Below are 20,804 nucleotides of genomic sequence, written 5' to 3' on the forward strand. Positions count from 1 at the left end.
CGCCGTGGGCAGAGCCAGCCGCCATGCCGCACCGCAGAAGCTCATGAGCGACGATGACTTCGAGATCAAACCGGGGCGCATCCGTGATCGCGCCGCCGGTCAGCGCAAAGCGCGCACCCTCAAGGCGCAGCTTCGCGCCTTGTCCAACCGGGCCGGGCACGGCGGTCGATCCGGTCGCTCGGGTGCCAGGCGCGGAACCGGACGTCTGGCACGGGGCCGGATTGCCAGCCTGCGGGCGACCGCGCGCGCCAGCCAGCGCCGCGTCATCATCAAGGCGCGGATCGTGCGGCACCGGGGTTCGCGGTTCACCGCAGCGCCGCTCGCCCAGCACCTGACCTACCTAAAACGCGACGGTGTGGCTCGCGACGGGAAGGATGCCGAACTATTCGGTGCCGATCGCGAGCCGGTCGACGGCAAGCTCTTCGCCGAGCGTTGCGCCGATGACCGGCACCACTTCCGCTTCATCGTTTCGCCCGAGGATGCAGGTGAGCTGGCCGATGTCCGGACCTTCACCCGCGATCTGATGACCGACATGGCGAAAGATCTCGACACCCGGCTCGACTGGGTGGCGGTCGATCACTGGAATACCGACAATCCGCACATCCACATTCTGGTCCGGGGCAAGGCCGACGATGGCCGTGATCTGGTGATCGACCGGGGCTACATCAGCGAAGGGATGCGCGCCCGCGCCGAGCAGCGCGTGACGATGGAACTGGGTGCGCGTAGCGAGCAGGACATCGAGCGGACGCTGCACCGCGAGATTGACGCCGATCGCTGGACCAGCCTCGACCGCCGCCTCCAGCGGATGGCCGATGAGCTCGGCGGCGTGATCGATCTGCGCCCCGATCCGCAGCGGACTGCAAACCCCGGCAACCAGCATCTTATCGGCCGCGCCACCAAGCTTGAACGCATGGAGCTTGCCGACAGGATTTCGTCCGGGTGCTGGCGGCTCAAGCCAGGGTTCGAACAATCGCTTCGTGAGCTGGCCGTCAGGGGCGACGTGATCAAGACGATGCACCGGGCGATGACCGGCCAGGGCTTCGCTGCGGAGACCGGACGGTTCGCCATGCACGATGGGACCGCGCCGGAGCCGGTGATCGGGCGACTAGTTGAGCGCGGGCTTCACAACGAGCTGACCGGCGAGGCCTATGCCGTGATCGATGGTGCCGACGGCCGCGTCCATCATCACAAGTTCAGTGACATCGACATGACCGGCGATGCTGCGCCCGGCGCGATCGTCGAGCTCAGGACCTGGACCGACCGGCGCGGCCGCGAGCAATCATCGCTCTGGACGCATTCGGATCTCGATCTTGCCAGTCAACAGACCGCGCGGGGTTCGACCTGGCTCGACAAGCAGCTCGTCGCCACCGAACCGCAGGCGCTAGGCGCCGGGTTCGGGGCCGAGATCGAGGCGGCCAAGACCCGGCGACTGGAATATCTCGAAGCCGAGGGTCTGGCGAAGCGGCAAGGCAATCGCTTCGTGCTGTCCCGCAATCTGCTGGGCACACTGCGCGATCGCGACCTTGCCGAGGCAGGAACCGCGCTCTCCCGCGAGCACAACCTCCCCTATCGTCAGGGCAGGCCCGACGGCGAGGTGTCCGGCGTCTATCGCGGACGCGTCCAGCTCGCATCAGGGCGCTTTGCGATGATCGACGACGGCCTCGGCTTCTCGCTCGTGCCCTGGTCGAAGCAGCTCGACCGGCACCTGGGACAATATGTCAGCGGCGCATCGCGATCGGGTGGCGGGATCGAGTGGACGCTCGGACGCTCGCGCGGGATCGAGATTTAGGATGCCATTTTGCGACAACAATGCGGTCGCTACGCGCATCGCATCGCGCCATCCAAACTAGCCGTCTGTTAAGAATGGACCTCGTTTATGGCACCAAGGTTCAATCAAGCGCTAACGTCGGCCCATCATAGCGACCGCGCGGGCGGATGAGCTGACCGGACCGAGATTGCTCCATGGCATGTGCACACCAGCCAACGCTGCGACCGATCAGGAAGAGGCTGAAGGACGCATGTTGAGGCAATCCAAATTGGGTGGAAATTGCAACGAGTCCAAAATCGCAATTGGGTCGCAAGCCCGTTTTCGTGAAAACGGCGTCCGCCAAGCGCTTCATGCCATCAGGGATGACGCTACCCTCAAGCATGACAACCGTACGCGGATCGCCATCCGGATAAAGGGGATGGCCAAAGCCGGGCAGCTCTGCGCCGCGATTTAGCCAGTGATCAACCGTGCTTGCCACGCCGTCGCGCGAGGCTTCGGCGATTAGCTGGCTTAACGCCGATGTCGCACCGCCATGGCGCGGACCGGAAAGGGCGCAGAGTCCGGCGAGGACGCTTGCAGCAAGCGACGCTCCCGTCGATGCGGCAACCCGCACGGCGAAGGTAGACGTCGTCAGATCATGATCAGCGTTAGCGTCCGCGCTCGTGGTGTAATTTCCGGTGTAGGCGATGGTGTATTCCGGGGTGGGGCATGCCCCACCCCGGAATGCGGCGTCGCTGGTGGCCACCGGGTTCATCGTTATGGTGGAGTTTGCACACTTCAACCGTGACGAAGAGGAGTTCCCGATGACCGAGGACAGATTACTGATCGAAGAGCTGGCTGCAAAGGGCGGCCAACCGGATTTTTTGCGCACCATCGCCGAGAACGTGCTGCAGCTGATCATGGAGGCCGACGTTGATGGCCTGATCGGCGCGGGTCGCCACGAACGCAGCAGCGAGCGCGCGACCTGGCGCAACGGCTATCGCGACCGTTCGCTGGATACCCGGGTAGGCACGCTGAACCTGAAAATCCCCAAGCTGCGTGCTGGGTCCTATTTTCCGGGCTTCCTTGAGCCCCGCAAGATGGTCGAGAAAGCGCTGGTTGCGGTGATCCAGGAAGCGTGGATCGGCGGGGTCAGCACCCGGCGGGTCGATGAACTCGTCCAGGCCATGGGCATGACCGGCATCTCCAAGTCCACCGTCTCCAAGCTTTGCAAGGACATTGACGAGCGCGTCCATGCCTTTCTGAAACGCCCGCTCACCGGCGAATGGCCGTATCTCTGGCTCGATGCCACCTATCTCAAGGTACGCGAAGGCGGGCGGATCATCAGCGTTGCCGCAATAATCGCCATGGCCGTCAACACCGAGGGCCGGCGCGAGATCGTCGGCCTGCATATCGGCCCCTCGGAAGCGGAGGTCTTCTGGTCCGACTTCCTGAAGGACCTTGTTCGGCGCGGTCTTACCGGCGTGAAGCTGGTCATCTCCGATGCTCACGAGGGCCTCAAGGGCGCGATCACCCGCGTCATGGGCGCCACCTGGCAGCGCTGCCGGGTGCACTTCATGCGCAATGCCCTGTCCTATGTGCCCAAGGGCCAGAACACTGTCGTCGCCGCCGCGATCCGCCAGGTCTTCCTGCAGCCCGATCAGAAAAGCGCAACGCAGGTCTGGCGACAGGTCGCCGACCAGTTGCGCACCCGTTGGCCCAAGCTCGGCGCCTGCATGGACGAGGCCGAAACCGACGTGCTCGCCTACACCGGCTTCCCCACCCAGCACCGCACGAAGTTACACTCAACCAATCCGCTCGAGCGGCTCAACAAGGAGGTCAAGCGCCGCGCCGACGTCGTCGGAATCTTCCCGAACGAAGACAGCATCATCCGCCTCGTCGGGGCTGTGCTGATGGAGCAGAACGACGAGTGGCAGCTCCAGCACCGATACATGCAGATCGAAGGCATGGCCGAACTCAACCAACCCATGATCGAGGAGGAAAATCAGCCCCTACACATCACCGCCAAAGCCGCCTGACGATGGCCCACGGCCACAGCCGAAATTACACCACCTTGACGGACGCGACCTGATCAGCCATCAGCACGAGCGCTTCACGCAGCTTGGGCGCTGCCGCCGGATCGCAGCCCCAGCCCTCCACAAGCCGCTGGTGAAGCGGTGCATCATCCGATGTTGCGCCAGATGCGTTGGCAAGCGAACCGACAATCAGGCCGGCATCCTGCATCAAGGTCATGCTTCCGCGGCCAAGGCTTGGCTGCGACATCGATGCGAGATCAGCGAGCGCGGCAAAGGGATCAAGGGCAGCAACCGGACGACCGGACAGATCAGCTGGAATCGCCGCTTCCCACAGCAGGCCAGCGACATGCTCCAGGTTTGCGGTATGCGCTAGCGCGACTGCGTCTTGCCCCTTGAAGAATAATCTCCCTTTGGTTGAGGTTGAAATCCCGGTCGGGATAGTCGGTTCGCCGAGCGACAGGGCCCCGGCAGCAATGGCCGCAGCCTTGCGTCCGCGCGAGCGCTGCCTCACCAGTTCATCGATATCGCCAGCATGGTAAAGGCTGCGGCGCGCGTCCGCGCGATCCGGTTCCATACGGATGCGACCGCGACTGACATAGGCGTATAATGTCTGCGCCTTGACCCCCAGCAGGGCCAGCGCAGCGTTACGATCAATCCATGATTTCATATTGATTATATGTATCAAGATTGATCGCAAAGCCCAAGTGCGGAATGTTGCTCTCGTTTCACGAGGAAGCACTGATGCCCCAACAGTCTCCAAATACGATACTCTCGCGCTGCCTTTCAGCGCTTGGGCTGACCGATGAAGCGTTCGAGCGGCTCCGCATAACGGGCACTGATAGCCTTCTGTCCTGCTTTCCCGTTACTGATCTGGCTGTCGCATCGATCGGAGCGGCCGGACTGGCGGTGGCAGACTTGATGGCCGCTCTGGAACAGACCGTGCGTGTGGAGGCGGATCGGCGTCTTGCTTCGCTCTGGTTCGATTTCACGATTGCGCCTCAGGGGTGGGAATTGCCCAACGCCTGGGATGCGATTGCGGGGGATTATGCGGCTCGCGATGGCTGGATCAAATTGCACACCAATGCGCCGCATCACAAGAAAGCCGTGCTTTCCGTTCTAGGCTGTGCACCGGAACGTGATGCTGTAGCTGCCGCCGTTGCCGGACTATCCGCGCAAGAGCTGGAAACAGTGATTGTCGCAGCGGGTGGCTGTGCAGCGGTGCTGCGGAGCCATTCGGAGTGGCAGGAGCATCCGCAAGGCCGTGCAGTGATCGCCGAACCTCTCGTTCGATGGGAAGAAGTCAACAGCAACAACCCCTCGGAATGGCGGCCTAGCGCAGATCGCCCCTTGGCAGGCTTGCGCGTTCTAGATCTGACACGAGTCTTGGCAGGGCCGGTTGCGACCCGCTTTCTGGCCGGCTTCGGCGCTGAAGTGTTACGGATTGATCCACCAGACTGGGACGAACCTGCTGTTGTGCCCGATGTAACGCTCGGCAAGCGGTGCGCGCAGCTTGATCTTCGCCGTCAGTTTGATCGAGAAGTGTTTGAGCATCTGCTGTCTGAAGCGGATGTGCTGGTTCATGGCTATCGGCGTGATGCGCTTGATGCTATGGGGTATGGCTCTGCCGCGCGGCAGACCATCCGGCCCGGCCTGATCGACGTTTCGCTCAATGCCTATGGTCATTCCGGGCCTTGGGCGAACCGACGCGGGTTTGACAGTCTGGTTCAGCTTTCCTCGGGCATTGCTGCGGCGGGCATGGTCTGGCGGTCGGCGGATCGGCCTGTCTCCTTGCCCGTGCAGGCGCTCGACCACGCTACGGGATATTTGATGGCGGCTGCTGTGATCCGCGGGGTGCGCGCGCGCTTGTCGGGTTCGACCCAGCTAAAGGCGCGCCTTTCCCTTGCGCGCACAGCTGAGCTCTTGTTCGCCGCCCGTGGCGAACCAACCACCGCGGATTTTTCGCCAGCCGCGAGCACGGATTATGCCAGCGATCCGGAAATTACTCCCTGGGGTCTTGCGCGTCGATTGCAGCCACCGCTGCAGTTGTCGACCTGCGCCATGCATTGGGATCGACCAGCACAAAAGCTCGGATCGGCACACGCGCGTTGGGGCGAAGGGCTTGTCGGGGGATCAGCATGACCGCTCTCTATGATTCAATTGGCCTCAATTATGCCGATTTGCGCAAGCCGGACCCCCGCATTGCCTCGGCGATCATGGGCGCGCTGTGTGACTGCCGATCAGTGGTCAACGTGGGGGCGGGCACCGGCTCCTACGAACCGACCGACCGGCAAGTGGTAGCGGTCGAGCCGTCGATAGATATGATCCGCAAGCGTGTGATCAATGCGGTGCCCGCAGTCCAGGCATCGGCAGAAAAACTGCCATTCGACAACAACAGCTTTGACGCTGCCATGGCAATTTTGACTGTGCACCACTGGCGCGACAAGCCCAGTGGCTTGCGCGAACTGCGGCGGGTGGCGCGCGGCAGAGTGGTTCTGTTGACGTTTGATCCCGCCAGTCGCCCGTGGCTCACCGACTATCTTCCCGAACTCGCGGCACTTGACGAAGCGCAGATGCCTTCGCTCGACGACTACGAGAAGTATTTGGGTCCGGTCCGTACAGAGCCACTCCTGATCCCGCATGATTGTAGCGACGGCTTCCTCTATGCCTATTGGCGCAGGCCGCAAGCGTACCTCGACCCAAGGCTCCGTTCGGGCAGTTCTTCATTTTGGGCTCTGCCTGACGTTTCCAGAGGGATCGCGCGCCTCAGCCACGATCTCGAGACGGGCGAGTGGGCGCGGAGATATGCAAACCTGCTTGAAAGCGACGTTTACGATGCGGGCTATCGTCTGGTTGTGACAGTCGACTGAGGTCATCTGGATATTGGTAATCAGGGTGAAGGTCGATAGTTCGTTCATTTGATTGCAAATGGCTTGTGCCGGATCCACTTCTGGCCATCACAATGTGCACGACCAGAGAACTCCAGATGCGCAATATCGTAAATGCTCTGCTGCTTTCCGAAGACAAAGTCTTACTCGCCCGGCGGAGTCTGCACCGCAAAGCTTATCCGGACCTCTGGAGTTTTCCAGGAGGACACGTCGAGGGCGATGAAACATTCGACGAAGCACTGTGTCGAGAAGTGTCCGAAGAGCTCGGAATTGTCCCGTTGTCATACAATCCGATATCGCGAATTTCCGATCCAAACGCGACTTCTGAACCTATCTGGTATCACTTGTATGCCGTCACGGCATGGGAAGGTGAGCCTGCGATTATCGACGAAGAACATTCGGAACTGCGTTGGTTCTCCCTCCGCGAGGCAAATTCGCTAGATGACTTGGCACTTGAAGAATATCGGGCCGTATTTGTCGAACTGATGGCGCAGTCGTCGCTTAACTTTTCGTGATTGTGATTTCGGCTCACGGACATGGAGTTGTCACATTTCAGCGAGCAATCCGATGTCATCGAATTAAATTCGCGGCCGATAAGCGTGCCGGTGGATCGGCCTTCAGGGCGCGAGGTCATGAGCAATCTGCCTCATCGACCTGCTGGTGCAGGCGTTGAACTAGGAGCGGGTTCTACTCTAATCGGGCTCAAGCCAATTTGGGATTCAACGCAGCACGCAAGCGGCTCAGGGGCCGAAACGCTGCTGGCTGGGGAGCACCAGGCTGGCCTCAATCCAAGCCGATTTGATCAGAATCACTCACTGGTGATTTCCGCTTTTCGACGTCTTCGTTCGTAAGTAGACGTTCCGGAATCCCCGAAAAACCCGCCATCACAAGTCAGAGCTCGCCAGAGTGCGATGAGAACCGTTGCGCGCTTGCTCAACTGATCGGTCGCGCCCCATGCTGGCGCTATGTCCGCAGCGAAAATCCTCTGGGGCCAGGTGCTGGCCGTATTCCTGATCATCCTGATCAGCGTATGGGCGGCAACTCAGTGGACGGCCTCCGCGCTCGGCTTCCAGCCCGAGCTGGGTGTGCCCTGGTTTTCGCTGTTCGGCCATCCGGTCTACCGGCCATATGACCTTTTCTGGTGGTGGTTCTCCTACGATGCCTATGCGCCGCAAATCTTCGACAAGGGTGGGATGATCGCGACATCGGGCGGCTTCGTCGCCATAGTGGTAGCCATCGCCATGTCGGTCTGGCGCGGCCGCGAGAACCGCAACGCCAACACCTACGGGACCGCGCGCTGGGCGACCCGCGAGGATATCCGCAAGGCAGGTTTGTTTGCTGACAGCGGAGTGGTGCTCGGCCAGTTCAACAACAACTACCTGCGTCACGACGGTGCCGAGCATGTGCTGTGCTTCGCGCCGACCCGTTCGGGCAAGGGCGTCGGCCTCGTCATTCCGAGCCTGCTCACCTGGCCGGGCTCGGCCATCGTTCACGACATCAAGGGCGAGAACTGGGACATCACCGCCGGGTTTCGCAGCACTTTCAGCCGCACCCTGCGCTTCGATCCAACCAGTCTCGATTCCGCTGCCTACAACCCGCTGCTCGAGGTGCGCCGCGGCATCAACGAAGTGCGCGACGTCCAGAATATCGCCGACATCCTGGTTGATCCCGAAGGCAGTCTAGAAAAGCGCAATCACTGGGAGAAGACCAGCCATGCCCTGCTGGTCGGCGCGATCCTCCATGTCCTCTATGCTGGAGGCGACAAGTCGCTCGCCGGTGTCGCGGCGTTCCTGTCCAACCCCGACGACACCATCAAGAACACGCTCTATGCGATGATGGACACGCCGCATCTGGGCGAAGCCGGGCCGCACCCGGTGGTCGCCAGTGCCGCGCGTGAATTGCTCAACAAATCCGACAACGAGCGATCGGGCGTACTGTCGACCGCGATGTCGTTCCTCGGACTCTACCGCGATCCCGTGATCGCCAAGGTCACCAGCCACTCCGATTGGCGGATCGCCGATCTCGTGGAGGGCCGTCCAGCCTCGCTCTATCTGGTCGTGCCGCCATCCGACATTAGCCGGACCAAGCCGCTGATCCGGCTGATCCTCAACCAGATCGGCCGCCGCCTTACCGAAGAGTTCGATCCCAAGGCCAAGCGCCAGCGCGTGCTGCTGATGCTCGACGAGTTCCCGGCATTGGGCCGGCTTGACTTCTTCGAGAGCGCGCTCGCGTTCATGGCCGGCTACGGTCTCAAGGCGTTCCTGATCGCGCAGTCCCTGAACCAGATCGAGCGCGCCTACGGCCAGAACAACGCGATCCTCGACAACTGCCATGTTCGCGTCGCCTTCGCGACCAACGACGAGCGCACCGCCAAGCGTGTGTCGGAGTCGCTGGGGACGACCACAGAGCAGCGCTCGATGAAGAACTACGCCGGGCACCGGCTGTCGCCATGGCTCGGCCACCTGATGATCTCGCGCTCGGAAACTGCGCGGGCGCTTCTCACCCCTGGCGAGGTTCTGCAACTGCCCGAGACCGATGAGGTCGTACTGATGTCCGGCGCCCCACCGATCAAGGCCAAGAAGGCGCGCTACTACATGGATCGCCGGCTTCAGGCCCGTGTGATCAAGGCACCGGCCAACTGCGGCCAGGCGAAGGCTCCCCGCTCGCCTGACGACTGGAGTGCGCTTCCCCCGATCGAGGCCGACCCCGACTTGGCCGCAGAACATCGGCGCAGGCGCGATTCCGCCAATGGCGGTTTGCGGCGCGAGCCGGAATTGCCGGAGCATGTCGAGGTAGTTGCCCGGCCAAAGGCACCGACAGCGGAGTTCGAGTTTTCCGATGCCGATGGTGCCGAAGACGAACAGGCAACTGCGAACAACGAGCGAATCCGACGGACCATGGAGCGCAGCGCCCGGCAAGCCTCGCTCGATCTGGGTGATGGGATCGACATGTGAAGCTCAAACGCACCTTCCGCCTGCCGCCCGACGTGATCGACCAGCTAGCAGAGTTCGCGACGCGCAAGCGGGTGTGCCAACCCGATATCGTCGAAGCCGCGCTTCGCTCGTTCATGTCGCCCGACAATCCGGAACAACTCGAAGCCGCACTCAGCCGACGCCTCGACCGCATCGACCGGCGTATTGGCGCGCTCGATCAGCAGGCCGAGATCACGACCGAGGCCCTGGCCCTGTTCGTGCGCTTCTGGCTTACCGCCAATCCGCCTCTCCCAGACAGCGCGCTGGCGGCTGCGCAGGCACAGGGCAAGGACCGATATGACGGTTTTGTTGAAGCGCTTGCCCGGCGACTGGAAGGGCGGTCGCGGTTGGGGGACTTACTGAAGTAGGCCAGTGCCCAAGCCAATTCTGGCGCAAATTTCTGCTCGACTCGATTGCCCTTACGACAGGTAAGGGTAGGTCGAATCGCGCTTTGTATATTCCGCCTTGGAGGGCGCGATCGAGATAGTCACTCCCATTCGGTAGTCCGCAAAAGCACCGGGAATTTCTTGATCTTCGCCAGTCTACGCTGACCGCAACAACCTGTTGCCATCCCACATTCTGATGTCTCTTTGATCTGCCTCGCGAGTGCAGCCGGTGGTCGGTTGCCTCAATTGAACGGGGCATCCCATGAGCGTCATTCCGATCCGGTCCGAAGCATCGTCGCGCGGTGCGCGCATGCTTCGCACGGCGCTCGGTCCGGAGATCGCGGCCTGGCTTGAGGACACCTCCGTCATTGAAGTCATGCTCAATCCCGACGGGCGGCTGTGGATCGACCGGCTGGGCGCCGGGATCGCCGATACGGGGAGCGGGATGTCAGCTGCCGATGGCGAGCGGATCATTCGGTTGGTTGCGCATCATGTCGGGGCGGAAGTTCATGCCAAGGCACCTCGGGTGTCCGCCGAACTGCCCGATACAGGTGAGCGGTTCGAGGGGCTTCTGCCTCCGGTCGTGGCCGCGCCGAGTTTCGCGATCCGCAAACCTGCCGTCGCGGTGTTTACGCTCGCGGATTATGTTGCGGCGGAGATCATGGCTGGGTGGCAGGCTGAGGCGCTGATTGCCGCCGTTGCTGCCCGCAAGAATATCCTGGTCGCGGGTGGCACGTCGACCGGCAAGACCACACTTACCAATGCGCTGCTCGCCGAGGTCGCCAAAACCGACGATCGGGTGGTTCTGATCGAGGACACGCGCGAACTGCAATGCGCCGCGCCCAACCTGGTGTCGCTCCGCACCAAGGACGGTGTTGCCACCCTCTCAGACCTGGTCCGCTCGGCACTACGTTTGCGACCTGACCGCATCCCAATTGGCGAGGTGCGCGGCGCCGAAGCGCTCGACCTGCTCAAGGCATGGGGCACCGGCCATCCCGGTGGTGTCGGCACGATCCATGCCGGATCGGCACTCGGCACGCTGCGGCGCATGGAGCAGCTGATCCAGGAAAGCGTGGTCACTGTGCCGCGCGCGCTGATCGCCGAGACCATCGACGTGATCGCCGTGCTCGTCCGTGACGGCACCGGGCGGCGGCTGGCCGAACTCGCTCAAGTCACCGGGCTCGATGCCCAAGGCGACTACCGCATCCTTCCCATCACACCCCAAACCAAAGGAGTTATCTCGTGATCCAGACCATTTCGCGCGCCCGTGCCCGCCTGTCCGCTGCCATGCTCGGCGGCTTCGTTGCCCTCTCCGTTGCCACGCCCGCTTATGCGGCGGGTTCGTCGATGCCGTGGGAAGCGCCGCTCCAGTCGATCCTTGAATCCATCCAGGGACCGGTGGCCAAGATCGTCGCGGTCATGATCATCATCGCCACCGGTCTGGCGCTCGCGTTCGGCGATACATCGGGCGGCGCGCGCCGGATGATCCAGATCGTCTTCGGTCTGTCGATCGCCTTTGCCGCCTCGTCCTTCTTCCTGTCGTTCTTCTCATTTGGCGGCGGAGCGCTGATCTGATGGAGACCGCGCCGCTTGGATTGCCCGACGGGTATGTCGTCCCGGTTCACCGCGCGCTGACCGAGCATATCCTGCTCGGCGGCGCGCCGCGTGGGCTGGCGATCGCCAATGCCACGCTGGCTGCTGCGATAGGGCTTGGTCTGCGCCTGTGGATCGCCGGCGTGGTGATCTTCGCGCTTGGCCACATAGTCTCGGTCTGGGCGGCGCGGCGCGATCCGCAGTTCGTCGATGTCGCGCGGCGGCATCTGCGTTTTCCCACCTATCTGGGGGTCTGAGCCGATGCTCTCGCTTCGCGAATATAGGAACAAGGCTGATCGGCTTGCGGACTTCCTGCCCTGGGCAGCTCTGGTCGCACCCGGTGTGGTGCTCAACAAGGATGGCAGCTTCCAGCGCTCGGCTCGCTTTCGCGGTCCCGATCTCGACAGTGCCACGCCTGCCGAGCTGATCGCGACGACCGCGCGGCTCAACAGCGCGCTGCGGCGGCTGGGTTCGGGCTGGGCCATCTTCGTCGAGGCGGTGCGCCGACCGGCGCAGGACTATCCCGATAGCGATTTTCCCGACCCGGCGTCGATGCTTGTCGAGCGCGAACGCGCCGCGCAGTTTGCCGAAGAAGGCGCACATTTCGAGAGCGCCTATTTCCTGACGTTGCTTTGGATGCCGCCCGCCGAAGACGCCGCCCGCGCCGAGAGTTGGCTCTACGAGGGCAAGGCCGAAAGGGGCATCAACCCAAAGGAACTGCTCGACCTCTTCATCGACCGCACCGAGCGGTTGTTACGTCTGGTCGAGGGGTTCGTCCCCGAAGTCGCCTGGCTCGATGACAGCGAGACGCTGACCTACCTGCACAGCTGCATTTCGACCCGCAGCCACCGCGTGCGGGTTCCGGAAACCCCAATGCACCTCGATGCGCTGCTGGCCGACGAGCCGCTCACTGGCGGGCTCGAACCGCGCCTCGGTCGCGCCCATCTACGCACGCTAACCGTGGTCGGCTTTCCCAGTTCAACCTTCCCTGGCCTGCTCGACGAGCTCAACCGGCTCGCCTTCGCTTATCGTTGGTCAACCCGCGCGGTGATGCTCGACAAAACCGATGCGACCAAGCTGACGGCGAAGATCCGGCGGCAATGGTTCGCCAAGCGCAAGTCGGTCGCCGCGATCCTCAAGGAGGTTATGACCAACGAGGCGTCGACGCTTCTCGACAGCGACGCCTCGAACAAGGCCGCTGACGCCGATGCAGCGCTGCAGGAGCTTGGCGCCGATCATGTCGGCCAGGCCTATGTCACCGCCACCGTCACCGTCTGGGACGAGGATCCTGCGCTCGCAGCCGAGAAGCTGCGACTGGTCGAGAAGGTCATCCAGGGCCGCGATTTCACCGTGATCGTCGAAGGCATGAACGCGGTCGAAGCCTGGCTCGGCTCGCTGCCCGGCCATGTATACGCCAATGTCCGCACACCACCGATTTCCACGCTCAACTTGGCCCACATGATCCCCCTCTCAGCCGTGTGGGCCGGGCCGGAACGGGACGAACACTTTGCCGCCCCTCCGCTCTTCTATGCGCGGACCGAAGGTTCGACCCCGTTCCGGTTTTCGCTCCATGTCGGTGACGTCGGGCATTCCCTGATCGTCGGGCCGACTGGGGCGGGCAAGTCGGTGCTGCTCGCGCTAATGGCACTGCAGTTCCGGCGTTACAATCGCGCCCAGGTCTTCGCCTTCGATTTCGGTGGCTCGATCCGTGCCGCCGCGCTCGCTTGCGGCGGCGACTGGCAGGATCTGGGCACCAGCCTTTCCGAAGACAGCGCTGGCGCGGTGCTGTTGCAGCCGCTGGCACGCATCAATGAACCTGCCGAACGCAATTGGGCCGCCGAATGGCTCCAGGCGATCCTCACTTCCGAAGGTGTGGCCGTCGATCCGGCGACCAAGGAGCATCTTTGGTCGGCGCTGACTTCGCTTGCCACTGCTCCTGTTGCCGAGCGCACGCTGACGGGACTTGCCGTGTTGCTCCAGTCGCAGGCATTGAAGCAGGCGCTGGCGCCCTACTGCATCGGCGGACCGTTCGGGCGGTTGCTCGATGCCGAGATTGAACATCTAGGCGTAGCCAGCTTCCAGGCGTTCGAGACGGAAGGGCTGACCGGATCGGCGGCCGCGCCTGCCGTGCTCTCCTACCTGTTCCACCGTATCGAAGGACGGCTCGACGGCTCGCCGACGATGATCATCATCGACGAAGGCTGGCTGGTGCTGGACAGTCCGGCCTTCGCCGCGCAGCTGCGCGAATGGTTGAAGACGCTGCGCAAGAAGAACGCGAGCGTGGTTTTCGCGACGCAGAGCCTTGCCGACATCGAGACGAGCGCGATCGCGCCTGCCATCATCGAAAGCTGCCCGACCCGCATTTTTCTGCCCAACGAGCGTGCCGTCGAACCGCAGATCTTGAGCATCTACCGCCGCTTTGGCCTCAACGACCGGCAGATCGAGATCGTCGCGCGGGCGACCCCCAAGCGCGACTATTATTGCCAGTCGGCGCGCGGCAACCGGCTGTTCGAGCTGGGTCTTGGCGAAGTCGCGCTCGCTCACACCGCCACCTCGTCGAAGACCGACCAACTGGCGATTGCCGAACTGACCGAAACGCATGGGACGACAGGCTTTGCGTCCGCCTGGCTGCGTCATCGCGGCCTCGCATGGGCCGCTGACATGCTCCCGGCTCTCGAACCCATTCCCCCCGCCCAATTGGGCCAACCCAAGGAGTAATGCCCATGAAGTCCCCCCGCATCCGCAATCTGCTCGCCGCTGGCGCGGCCTTGCTGTCGATGACAGTCACCGCGCTTGTGCCCGCACCGGCCTATGCGCAGTTCGGCGGGATCGTTTACGATCCCTCGAACTACTCGCAGAACATCCTGACGGCGGCGCGCACGCTCGAGCAGATTAACAACCAGATCCGCCAGCTGCAGAACCAGGCGACCTCGCTGATCAACGAAGCGCGCAACCTGCAAAGCCTGCCGCTGACGATGCTCCAACCGTTGCAGCAGCAAATCCAGCAAACGCAGCAGTTGCTCGCCCGTGCGCAGGGCATTGCTTACGATGTCCAGCAAATCGAGCGCGAGTTCGGACGGCAGTACAAAGATATCGACCTGACCGGCAGCCAGCGCGCGATGGTCCAAGGTGCTGAGGAGCGCTGGCGGGGTAGCGTTGCCGCGTTCGAGGATGCGCTCAAGGTTCAGGCCGGTGCGGTCAGCAATATCGAAGGTGCGCGCACCGCAGTGCAAAGCCTGGTCACCGCCAGCCAGTCGGCAACTGGCGCGCTGCAAGCCGCGCAAGCCGGAAACCAGCTGCTGGCGCTTCAGTCGCAGCAGCTCGCCGACCTGACTGCGACCGTTGCCAGCCTCGGGCGCGCCCAGTCGCTCGATGCCGCCAATGCTGCTGCGGCCAAGGTCCAGGCGCGCGAGCAGCTTCGCCGCTTCCTTCAACCCGGGCGCGGTTACGTTCCCACCACCGCCCAGATGTTCCGGAACTGAGGCGATGGACACCAAGCTCTTCGCGCGGATCGGAGCTGGGGCATTCGTCGCTGTGGCACTGACGATGTCGCTGCTTCAGCTGCGCGAAGAGCGCCCGGAACCGCTGCCGGAAGTGATCACCGTCTGGGAGCCCGACGGCGATCCACTGCCTGCACAGCTGCGTGCCTGCGGGGCGATGGGCGAACTCGCGCTGTCGTCGCCCGACTGCCGCGCGGCTTGGGCCGAGAAGCGACGGCGGTTCCTTGGGGTAGAGTCCGAAGCCAGCGACGCTGCCAGCGATCGTGCGGTCGGTGCGAGTGCGGCTCCGGCTCCGATGCCGTCATCCGAATCCCAATCAGCAAAGGGCTTTTGACATGGGTGGCACCGGCGTCGTCGACCGCTTCCTCGACATCTTCTCGCGCTACATCGACAGTGGCTTCGGCCTGCTGTCTAGCGAGGTCGCGTTCATTGCGACCACTTTGATCGTGATCGACGTGACGCTGGCCGCTTTGTTCTGGTCGTGGGGCGAGGCCGACGACGTGCTCGCGCGTCTGGTCAAGAAGACGCTGTTCGTCGGGATCTTTGCCTACATCATCGGCAACTGGAACAACCTCGCGCGCATTGTCTTCGAGAGTTTCGCCGGGCTTGGCCTCAAGGCCAGCGGCACAGGCTTTACCGCTGCTGAACTGCTGCAGCCAGGCCGGGTCGCGCAGGTCGGCCTCGATGCCGCACAGCCGATGCTGACCGCGATTTCGGACCTGATGGGGTTCGTCAGCTTCTTCGAGAACTTCCTCCAAATCGTGATCTTGCTGGTCGCCTGGGCGATCGTCATCATCGCCTTCTTCATCCTGTCGATCCAGTTGTTCATCACCCTCATTGAGTTCAAGCTGACCACGCTCTGCGGGTTCGTGCTGATCCCGTTCGGCCTGTTCGGCAAGACCGCGTTCATGGCTGAGCGCGTGCTCGGCAATGTCGTCTCATCCGGTATCAAGGTGCTGGTGCTTGCGGTGATCGTCGGCATCGGCTCGACCATCTTCTCCGAGTTCACCAGCGCGATTTCAGGCGAGCCGACCATTGAGGACGCGCTGTCGATCATGCTCGCCAGTCTGGCTCTGCTTGGCCTTGGCATCTTTGGCCCTGGCATCGCCAATGGCATCGTCTCTGGTGGACCGCAGCTTGGCGCAGGTGCTGCTGCCGGGACCGCGCTGCTTGCCGGTGGTGCAGCCGCAGGTGCGGTTGCTGGAGCGAAGCTCGCAGGCGGCGCGGTCGCCAGCGCTGCATCCAACGTCGCGCATGGCACCTCGCGTGCCGCTGGCGGGGCTACCATGGCCTATGCCTTGGGTTCGGCGGGCAAATCTGGCGCGGCTGCGGTCGGCTCAGGCATGGCCGCGGTCGGCGATGCCGCCGTGGGGGCTGCAACCTCGCCGCTGCGCAAAGCGGGCGATGGCGTGAAGCAGTCGTTCCGCGAAGGCAGCCGCGCCGCAATCACCAACACCGGCGGCACGATCACGCCCGGACCAAACACACCGCCGCCACCTCCGCCAAGCGCCGACGCAGGTCAACCAGCTTGGGCCAAGGCGATGAAGGACCGGCAGACCATCGCGCACGGCGCGACCATCGCCGCCCATACGCTGAAATCTGGCGACAGCCACGGCGGCGGAGCTTCCATCGACACTTCCGAAAAGGACTGACCTATGTTCCGACGACCCTCGATCCGCTACGGCAAGACCCCCGACCCCGAAACGCCCTACCAGCGCGCCGCGCAGGTCTGGGATGACCGGATCGGTTCTGCCCGCGTCCAGGCGCGCAGCTGGCGGCTTGCCTTCTTCGGCGCGCTCGGTCTTTCGACGTGCCTCACTGCGGGGATCATCTGGCAAGGTGCGCGTGGTTCCATCATCCCTTGGGTAGTTCAGGTCGACAAGCTCGGTGAGGCGCAGGCCGTCGCCCCCGCCGATGTCGGCTATACGCCTTCGGACCCCCAGGTAGCGTTCCATCTGGCCCGATTCATCGAGCAGGTCCGCGCCGTCCCCGACGATCCGATCATCGTCCGCCAGAACTGGCTGCGCGCCTACGATTTTGCGACCGACAAGGGCGCGCTTGCGCTCAACGACTACGCTCGGACCAATGATCCGTTCGCCCTGATCGGCAGGGAGCAAGTTGGTGTGGACGTCACCAGCGTCATCCGCGCCTCGCCGACCAGCTTCCGCGTCGCCTGGGTCGAGCGGCGATACCGCGACGGCAGTCTTGCCGAAACGAGCCGCTGGACCGCGATCCTGACCATCGTCGTCCAGGTCCCCCGCACCCCCGATGCCCTGCGCAAGAACCCGCTCGGCATCTTCGTCAACGCCATCAATTGGTCGAAGGAACTCGGATCATGATCAGCACTTTTGCAACGGCCAATCGCCGCATCGCCTTTGCCGTGCTCGCAGCAAGCACAGCGCTTGCCTCGCCCGTGCAGGCCAAAGAATCTAAAACGCATCAGCCTGCATCGCCTGCGGTTCCGGGCGAGGTTCCGCAGGCGACCCATTCAGCCGAGCGTGTGATCGCGATCCCTGTACCGCTACCGCTTCCTGGCCAGCTCAAACAGTTTCCGCAAGCGTCGCTCCCCCGCGCTGCGGGCCGCTCCCGCCCGTCCTTGCCCCGGGACAGGGTGGGAGCGGCAATGGAGGCGGCACGGGTGCAGCCCGACCGAACCGGGTTCATCAACGCGATCCAGGTCTTTCCCTACACCGAAGGCGCGCTCTACCAGGTCTATGCCAAACCCGGACAAGTGACCGACATCGCCCTGCAGGAAGGTGAACAACTGGTCGGCTCGGGTCCGGTCGCATCCGGCGACACGGTGCGCTGGATGATCGGCGATACCGTCAGCGGCAGCGGACCCGCGTCGCGGGTTCACATTCTGGTGAAGCCGATCCGTCCCGACATCGCGACCAATCTGGTGATCAACACCGACCGGCGCACATACCATGTTGAGCTGCGTGCCAATCCTTCGGTCTATATGGCGTCGGTCTCCTGGACCTATCCGCAGGACGAGTTGATCGCGCTGCGCCAGGCCCGGGCCGAAGCAGAGCGTGCCGCGCCAGTTACGGCGGGCATGGATCTGTCGCTGCTCAATTTCCGATATGCGATCGACGGCGACCGCCCCGACTGGCGGCCGCTGCGCGCGTTCGACGACGGGGTCCGCGTGTTTATCGAATTCCCCGAGAGCATCGCGCAGGGTGAGCTGCCGCCGCTATTCGTGATCGGCGCCAAGGGCGAAGCCGAATTGGTCAACTACCGGGTCGCCGGTCGCTACATGATCGTCGACAGGCTGTTCGCAAAGGCCGAACTGCGGCTCGGCGGGCGCAAGGGGCAGCAGACTGTCCGGATCACCTCCAACCGGCGGGGGCGGGCATGAACGGGCAAGGTCAGACCGAACGCCCCGAAGTACCGCCCGTGGATCCGGATAGCGCGGTCAAGCTGCGCGGCGATCCACCGCGCGTGATGCGTCTGTCTCGCAAAGCGATCGGCATTGCCTCGGCCTGCGGTTTCGCGCTGGTCGGCGGTGCGCTGATCTATGCGCTCCAGCCTGCTGGCCGGAAGGGGGCTGAAGAACTCTACAACACCGATGGCGTGGCGGTGGCCGACAATCTCGCGGGAGCACCCAAGGATTACGGCCAGGTGCCCAAGCTCGGGGCTCCGCTCCCCGGCGATCTTGGCAAGCCCATCCTCGATGCCCAGCGGCGCGGTGACGTCGCTGCCCTGCCTCCGATTGGCGCGCAGCCGCCTGCGGCTTCAGTCGACCCGGCAGTCGCTGCCGCTGATGCCGCTCGCAATCGCGCCGAGCAGGAACGCGAAGTCGCGCGCGGTAGCCGCCTGTTCTTCGGCGGCGGATCGCCGGGAAGTGGGAGTGCGGGCCTTGTGAGCCTCCCGCCACCAGCCGAAGCATCGGCTGCAACACCTGTGGCGGCGCCGCAGTCCGACGCTGCCCGCAAGCAGGCCTTCCTTCAACGCGCCAGTGACCGGCGCACCGTGTCGGGCGAGCGCCTGACCGGATTGGCCTCTCCTTCAATCCTGCAGGCGGGATCTGTCATTCCCGCAGCGCTGATCACAGGCATTCGCTCCGACCTTCCAGGGCTGGTGACCGCACAGGTTACCCAGAATGTCTTTGACAGCCCGACGGGGCGCATCCTGCTCATCCCGCAGGGCTCGCGGCTGATCGGCGACTATGACGCCGACGTCGCTTTCGGGCAGAGCCGGATCCTGCTCGCCTGGAACCGGCTGATCCTGCCCGATGGCCGCTCGATTGTGCTCGAACGTCAGCCTGCGTCCGACCCACGTGGGTTCGCAGGATTGCAGGACGGCACCGACTATCATTGGGGCGGCTTGCTCAAGGCCGCGCTGGTCTCGACCTTGCTAGGCGTTGGTTCGGAGCTTGGCTCGGGCAGCGATGACAACATTACGCGCGCCTTGCGCCGCGGCAGCCAAGACAGCATCAATCGCGCCGGCGAGCAGATCGTGTCGCGCGAACTCAATGTGCGACCGACACTGACCATCCGGCCCGGGTTTCCGGTGCGGGTGTTGGTGACCCGCGATATTGTGCTGGGAGATGGCCAATGACGCGGCTGAAACTGGCCGACCTCGCCGATGAAAAGCCGGTGCGGCTGACAATTGAGGTGTCGGCGCGGCTGCACCGTGAGCTGCTCGCCTATGCGACCGTGCTCAATGGTGGCGACACCAAAGGCGCGCCGGCGCCCGAGCGGCTGATCCCGCCGATGATTGATCGGTTCATCGCGACTGACCGAAGCTTTACGAAATCGCGCCGATCGGCTCAGCTGGGATAGCGTTCCCCGATCATCGAGAAGAACTGCTTGAGGGCTGGGTTGGCGTTGCCGTCGCGCCAATAAAAGGCATAGTCGAGCCGGGTTGGACCATTGGCATCGAATATCTCGCGGAATTCGATATCCGGCCAGTTCACGCCCTGGGAAGCTTCGGTCGCGATCGTGATGAAGCGCTTGGCCGCCACGATGCTGATCACGCTCTCAAGGCTGGTGTTCTGGCGGATGATCGCCGGACTCTTGCTTTGCTCGGTCAATCGCGCAGCGATGAGGTTGCCGAACGATGGCCCCAAACCGCCAGCCTGCACCACGAAAACTTCACGGCGCAGATCCTGCCAGTAGATGCGATCCCTTGCCAGCAACTCATGATCGACCGGGAGGGCTACAAGTATCCTCTCGGCCCAGGCCGGGCGTGAAGCCAGGCCTTCCTCTTCGATGCCGATGGGGCAAACCGCGAGATCGATCGTCCCAAGATGAAGGCCGTGGCGCAATTCGTCGGGACCGGCCTCTTCGCCGTCGAACTGGACGTCCGGGAATTTCGTCAGATAGTCCGAGATTGCCAGCTTGAGATTGCCCGACATCAGACTTGTGCAGAAGCCTACAGTGATCCGGCCTTGCAAACCGTAGCTCACGTTGCGGGCAATGGTTTTGAGGTTATCGACATCGGTGATGATGCGGCGGGCGAGTTCGACGCACACCTGACCATGTTCGGTCAGTTCTGCACCGCGCGTGGAGCGCTCAAACATCTTTATGTTGAGACGGTCCTCGAGCTGTTGGACCCGCCTGCTCAGGGTGATTTGTTTGACGTTAAGCATTGCCGCCGCCCGCGCGAAACTCTTCGCATCGGCCGTTGCGACCGCATAGCGAAGTTGGCGCAGTTCAATTGGCATTGGAGTTTGGCGTTGAT

Annotated in this window: 21 protein-coding genes; 18 read left to right on the forward strand and 3 right to left on the reverse strand. The window is 63.3% G+C overall.

Annotation, left to right across the window (positions count from 1 at the left end; genetic code table 11):
• The first annotated feature begins 43 nt into the window (after positions 1 to 43).
• Positions 44 to 1,789 (forward strand): relaxase/mobilization nuclease domain-containing protein, encoded by a 1,746-nt coding sequence (locus SPYCA_RS16150; RefSeq protein ID WP_120221799.1) that lies wholly within the window; start codon positions 44 to 46, stop codon positions 1,787 to 1,789.
• Positions 1,790 to 1,889: 100 nt separating this feature from the next.
• Here SPYCA_RS16150 and SPYCA_RS16155 read toward each other — a convergent pair whose 3' ends face one another.
• A complete protein-coding gene (locus tag SPYCA_RS16155) occupies positions 1,890 to 2,522 on the reverse strand; it encodes a citrate synthase (protein ID WP_120221800.1) in 633 nt (210 codons plus the stop codon).
• Between the two features lie 49 nt (positions 2,523 to 2,571).
• Here SPYCA_RS16155 and SPYCA_RS16160 point away from each other — a divergent pair, with 49 nt between their 5' ends.
• Positions 2,572 to 3,786, forward strand: coding sequence for an IS256-like element ISSpma2 family transposase (locus SPYCA_RS16160; RefSeq protein ID WP_006954973.1), 1,215 nt, complete (start codon positions 2,572 to 2,574; stop codon positions 3,784 to 3,786).
• Positions 3,787 to 3,811: 25 nt separating this feature from the next.
• On the opposite strand, the gene SPYCA_RS16165 is transcribed toward SPYCA_RS16160, so the two are convergent.
• Positions 3,812 to 4,450: a hypothetical protein gene (locus SPYCA_RS16165; protein ID WP_120221801.1), complete on the reverse strand. Its 639-nt coding sequence runs from the start codon at positions 4,448 to 4,450 to the stop codon at positions 3,812 to 3,814.
• Between the two features lie 20 nt (positions 4,451 to 4,470).
• On the opposite strand from SPYCA_RS16165, the gene SPYCA_RS16170 reads away from it, so the two are divergent.
• From SPYCA_RS16170 to SPYCA_RS16245, 16 genes are all read left to right on the forward strand, one after another.
• Positions 4,471 to 5,922, forward strand: a complete 1,452-nt coding sequence (locus tag SPYCA_RS16170; RefSeq protein ID WP_197715352.1) for a CoA transferase — start codon at positions 4,471 to 4,473, stop codon at positions 5,920 to 5,922.
• Positions 5,919 to 6,650: a class I SAM-dependent methyltransferase gene (locus SPYCA_RS16175; RefSeq protein WP_120221803.1), complete on the forward strand. Its 732-nt coding sequence runs from the start codon at positions 5,919 to 5,921 to the stop codon at positions 6,648 to 6,650. The genes SPYCA_RS16170 and SPYCA_RS16175 overlap by 4 nt, the downstream gene beginning before the upstream one ends.
• A 116-nt stretch (positions 6,651 to 6,766) precedes the next feature.
• Positions 6,767 to 7,183 carry an NUDIX hydrolase gene (locus tag SPYCA_RS16180; RefSeq protein WP_120222398.1) on the forward strand — a complete coding sequence of 139 codons (417 nt, stop codon included), beginning with the start codon at positions 6,767 to 6,769 and terminating at the stop codon, positions 7,181 to 7,183.
• Positions 7,184 to 7,633: 450 nt separating this feature from the next.
• Complete coding sequence (locus tag SPYCA_RS16185) at positions 7,634 to 9,622, forward strand: conjugal transfer protein TraG (RefSeq protein WP_120221804.1); 1,989 nt, start codon at positions 7,634 to 7,636, stop codon at positions 9,620 to 9,622.
• The gene (locus tag SPYCA_RS16190; protein WP_120221805.1) at positions 9,619 to 10,008 is read left to right on the forward strand and encodes a CopG family transcriptional regulator; all 390 of its coding nucleotides are present in this window, start codon (positions 9,619 to 9,621) and stop codon (positions 10,006 to 10,008) included. Before SPYCA_RS16185 ends, SPYCA_RS16190 begins: the two co-directional genes overlap by 4 nt.
• 280 nt (positions 10,009 to 10,288) lie before the next feature.
• Positions 10,289 to 11,272, forward strand: a complete 984-nt coding sequence (trbB, locus tag SPYCA_RS16195; RefSeq protein WP_120221806.1) for a P-type conjugative transfer ATPase TrbB — start codon at positions 10,289 to 10,291, stop codon at positions 11,270 to 11,272.
• 8 nt (positions 11,273 to 11,280) lie between these two features.
• Positions 11,281 to 11,601 (forward strand): TrbC/VirB2 family protein, encoded by a 321-nt coding sequence (locus tag SPYCA_RS16200; RefSeq protein WP_443029508.1) that lies wholly within the window; start codon positions 11,281 to 11,283, stop codon positions 11,599 to 11,601.
• The gene (locus tag SPYCA_RS16205; protein ID WP_120221808.1) at positions 11,601 to 11,876 is read left to right on the forward strand and encodes a VirB3 family type IV secretion system protein; all 276 of its coding nucleotides are present in this window, start codon (positions 11,601 to 11,603) and stop codon (positions 11,874 to 11,876) included. The genes SPYCA_RS16200 and SPYCA_RS16205 overlap by 1 nt, the downstream gene beginning before the upstream one ends.
• Before the next feature lie 4 nt (positions 11,877 to 11,880).
• Positions 11,881 to 14,337 (forward strand): conjugal transfer protein TrbE, encoded by a 2,457-nt coding sequence (gene trbE / locus SPYCA_RS16210; protein WP_120221809.1) that lies wholly within the window; start codon positions 11,881 to 11,883, stop codon positions 14,335 to 14,337.
• Positions 14,338 to 14,342: 5 nt separating this feature from the next.
• Positions 14,343 to 15,101 carry a P-type conjugative transfer protein TrbJ gene (gene trbJ / locus SPYCA_RS16215; RefSeq protein ID WP_120221810.1) on the forward strand — a complete coding sequence of 253 codons (759 nt, stop codon included), beginning with the start codon at positions 14,343 to 14,345 and terminating at the stop codon, positions 15,099 to 15,101.
• A 4-nt stretch (positions 15,102 to 15,105) separates the two neighbouring features.
• A complete protein-coding gene (trbK-alt, locus tag SPYCA_RS16220; protein ID WP_120221811.1) occupies positions 15,106 to 15,453 on the forward strand; it encodes a putative entry exclusion protein TrbK-alt in 348 nt (115 codons plus the stop codon).
• A gap of 1 nt (position 15,454) precedes the next feature.
• A complete protein-coding gene (gene trbL / locus SPYCA_RS16225; RefSeq protein ID WP_120221812.1) occupies positions 15,455 to 16,771 on the forward strand; it encodes a P-type conjugative transfer protein TrbL in 1,317 nt (438 codons plus the stop codon).
• Positions 16,772 to 16,774: 3 nt separating this feature from the next.
• Positions 16,775 to 17,458 carry a conjugal transfer protein TrbF gene (trbF, locus tag SPYCA_RS16230; RefSeq protein WP_120221813.1) on the forward strand — a complete coding sequence of 228 codons (684 nt, stop codon included), beginning with the start codon at positions 16,775 to 16,777 and terminating at the stop codon, positions 17,456 to 17,458.
• Positions 17,455 to 18,477: a P-type conjugative transfer protein TrbG gene (trbG, locus tag SPYCA_RS16235; protein WP_120221814.1), complete on the forward strand. Its 1,023-nt coding sequence runs from the start codon at positions 17,455 to 17,457 to the stop codon at positions 18,475 to 18,477. Before trbF ends, trbG begins: the two co-directional genes overlap by 4 nt.
• On the forward strand, positions 18,474 to 19,679 hold the full coding sequence (locus SPYCA_RS16240) for a TrbI/VirB10 family protein (protein ID WP_120221815.1): 1,206 nt from the start codon (positions 18,474 to 18,476) through the stop codon (positions 19,677 to 19,679). Before trbG ends, SPYCA_RS16240 begins: the two co-directional genes overlap by 4 nt.
• Positions 19,676 to 19,903 carry a DUF2274 domain-containing protein gene (locus SPYCA_RS16245; protein ID WP_120221816.1) on the forward strand — a complete coding sequence of 76 codons (228 nt, stop codon included), beginning with the start codon at positions 19,676 to 19,678 and terminating at the stop codon, positions 19,901 to 19,903. Before SPYCA_RS16240 ends, SPYCA_RS16245 begins: the two co-directional genes overlap by 4 nt.
• Here the strand turns inward: SPYCA_RS16245 and SPYCA_RS16250 are convergent.
• Complete coding sequence (locus SPYCA_RS16250; RefSeq protein WP_120221817.1) at positions 19,891 to 20,787, reverse strand: LysR family transcriptional regulator; 897 nt, start codon at positions 20,785 to 20,787, stop codon at positions 19,891 to 19,893. The genes SPYCA_RS16245 and SPYCA_RS16250 overlap by 13 nt on opposite strands.
• Positions 20,788 to 20,804 lie beyond the last annotated feature (17 nt).

This window comes from Sphingopyxis sp. FD7 (assembly GCF_003609835.1).
Classification (GTDB): Bacteria; Pseudomonadota; Alphaproteobacteria; order Sphingomonadales; family Sphingomonadaceae; genus Sphingopyxis.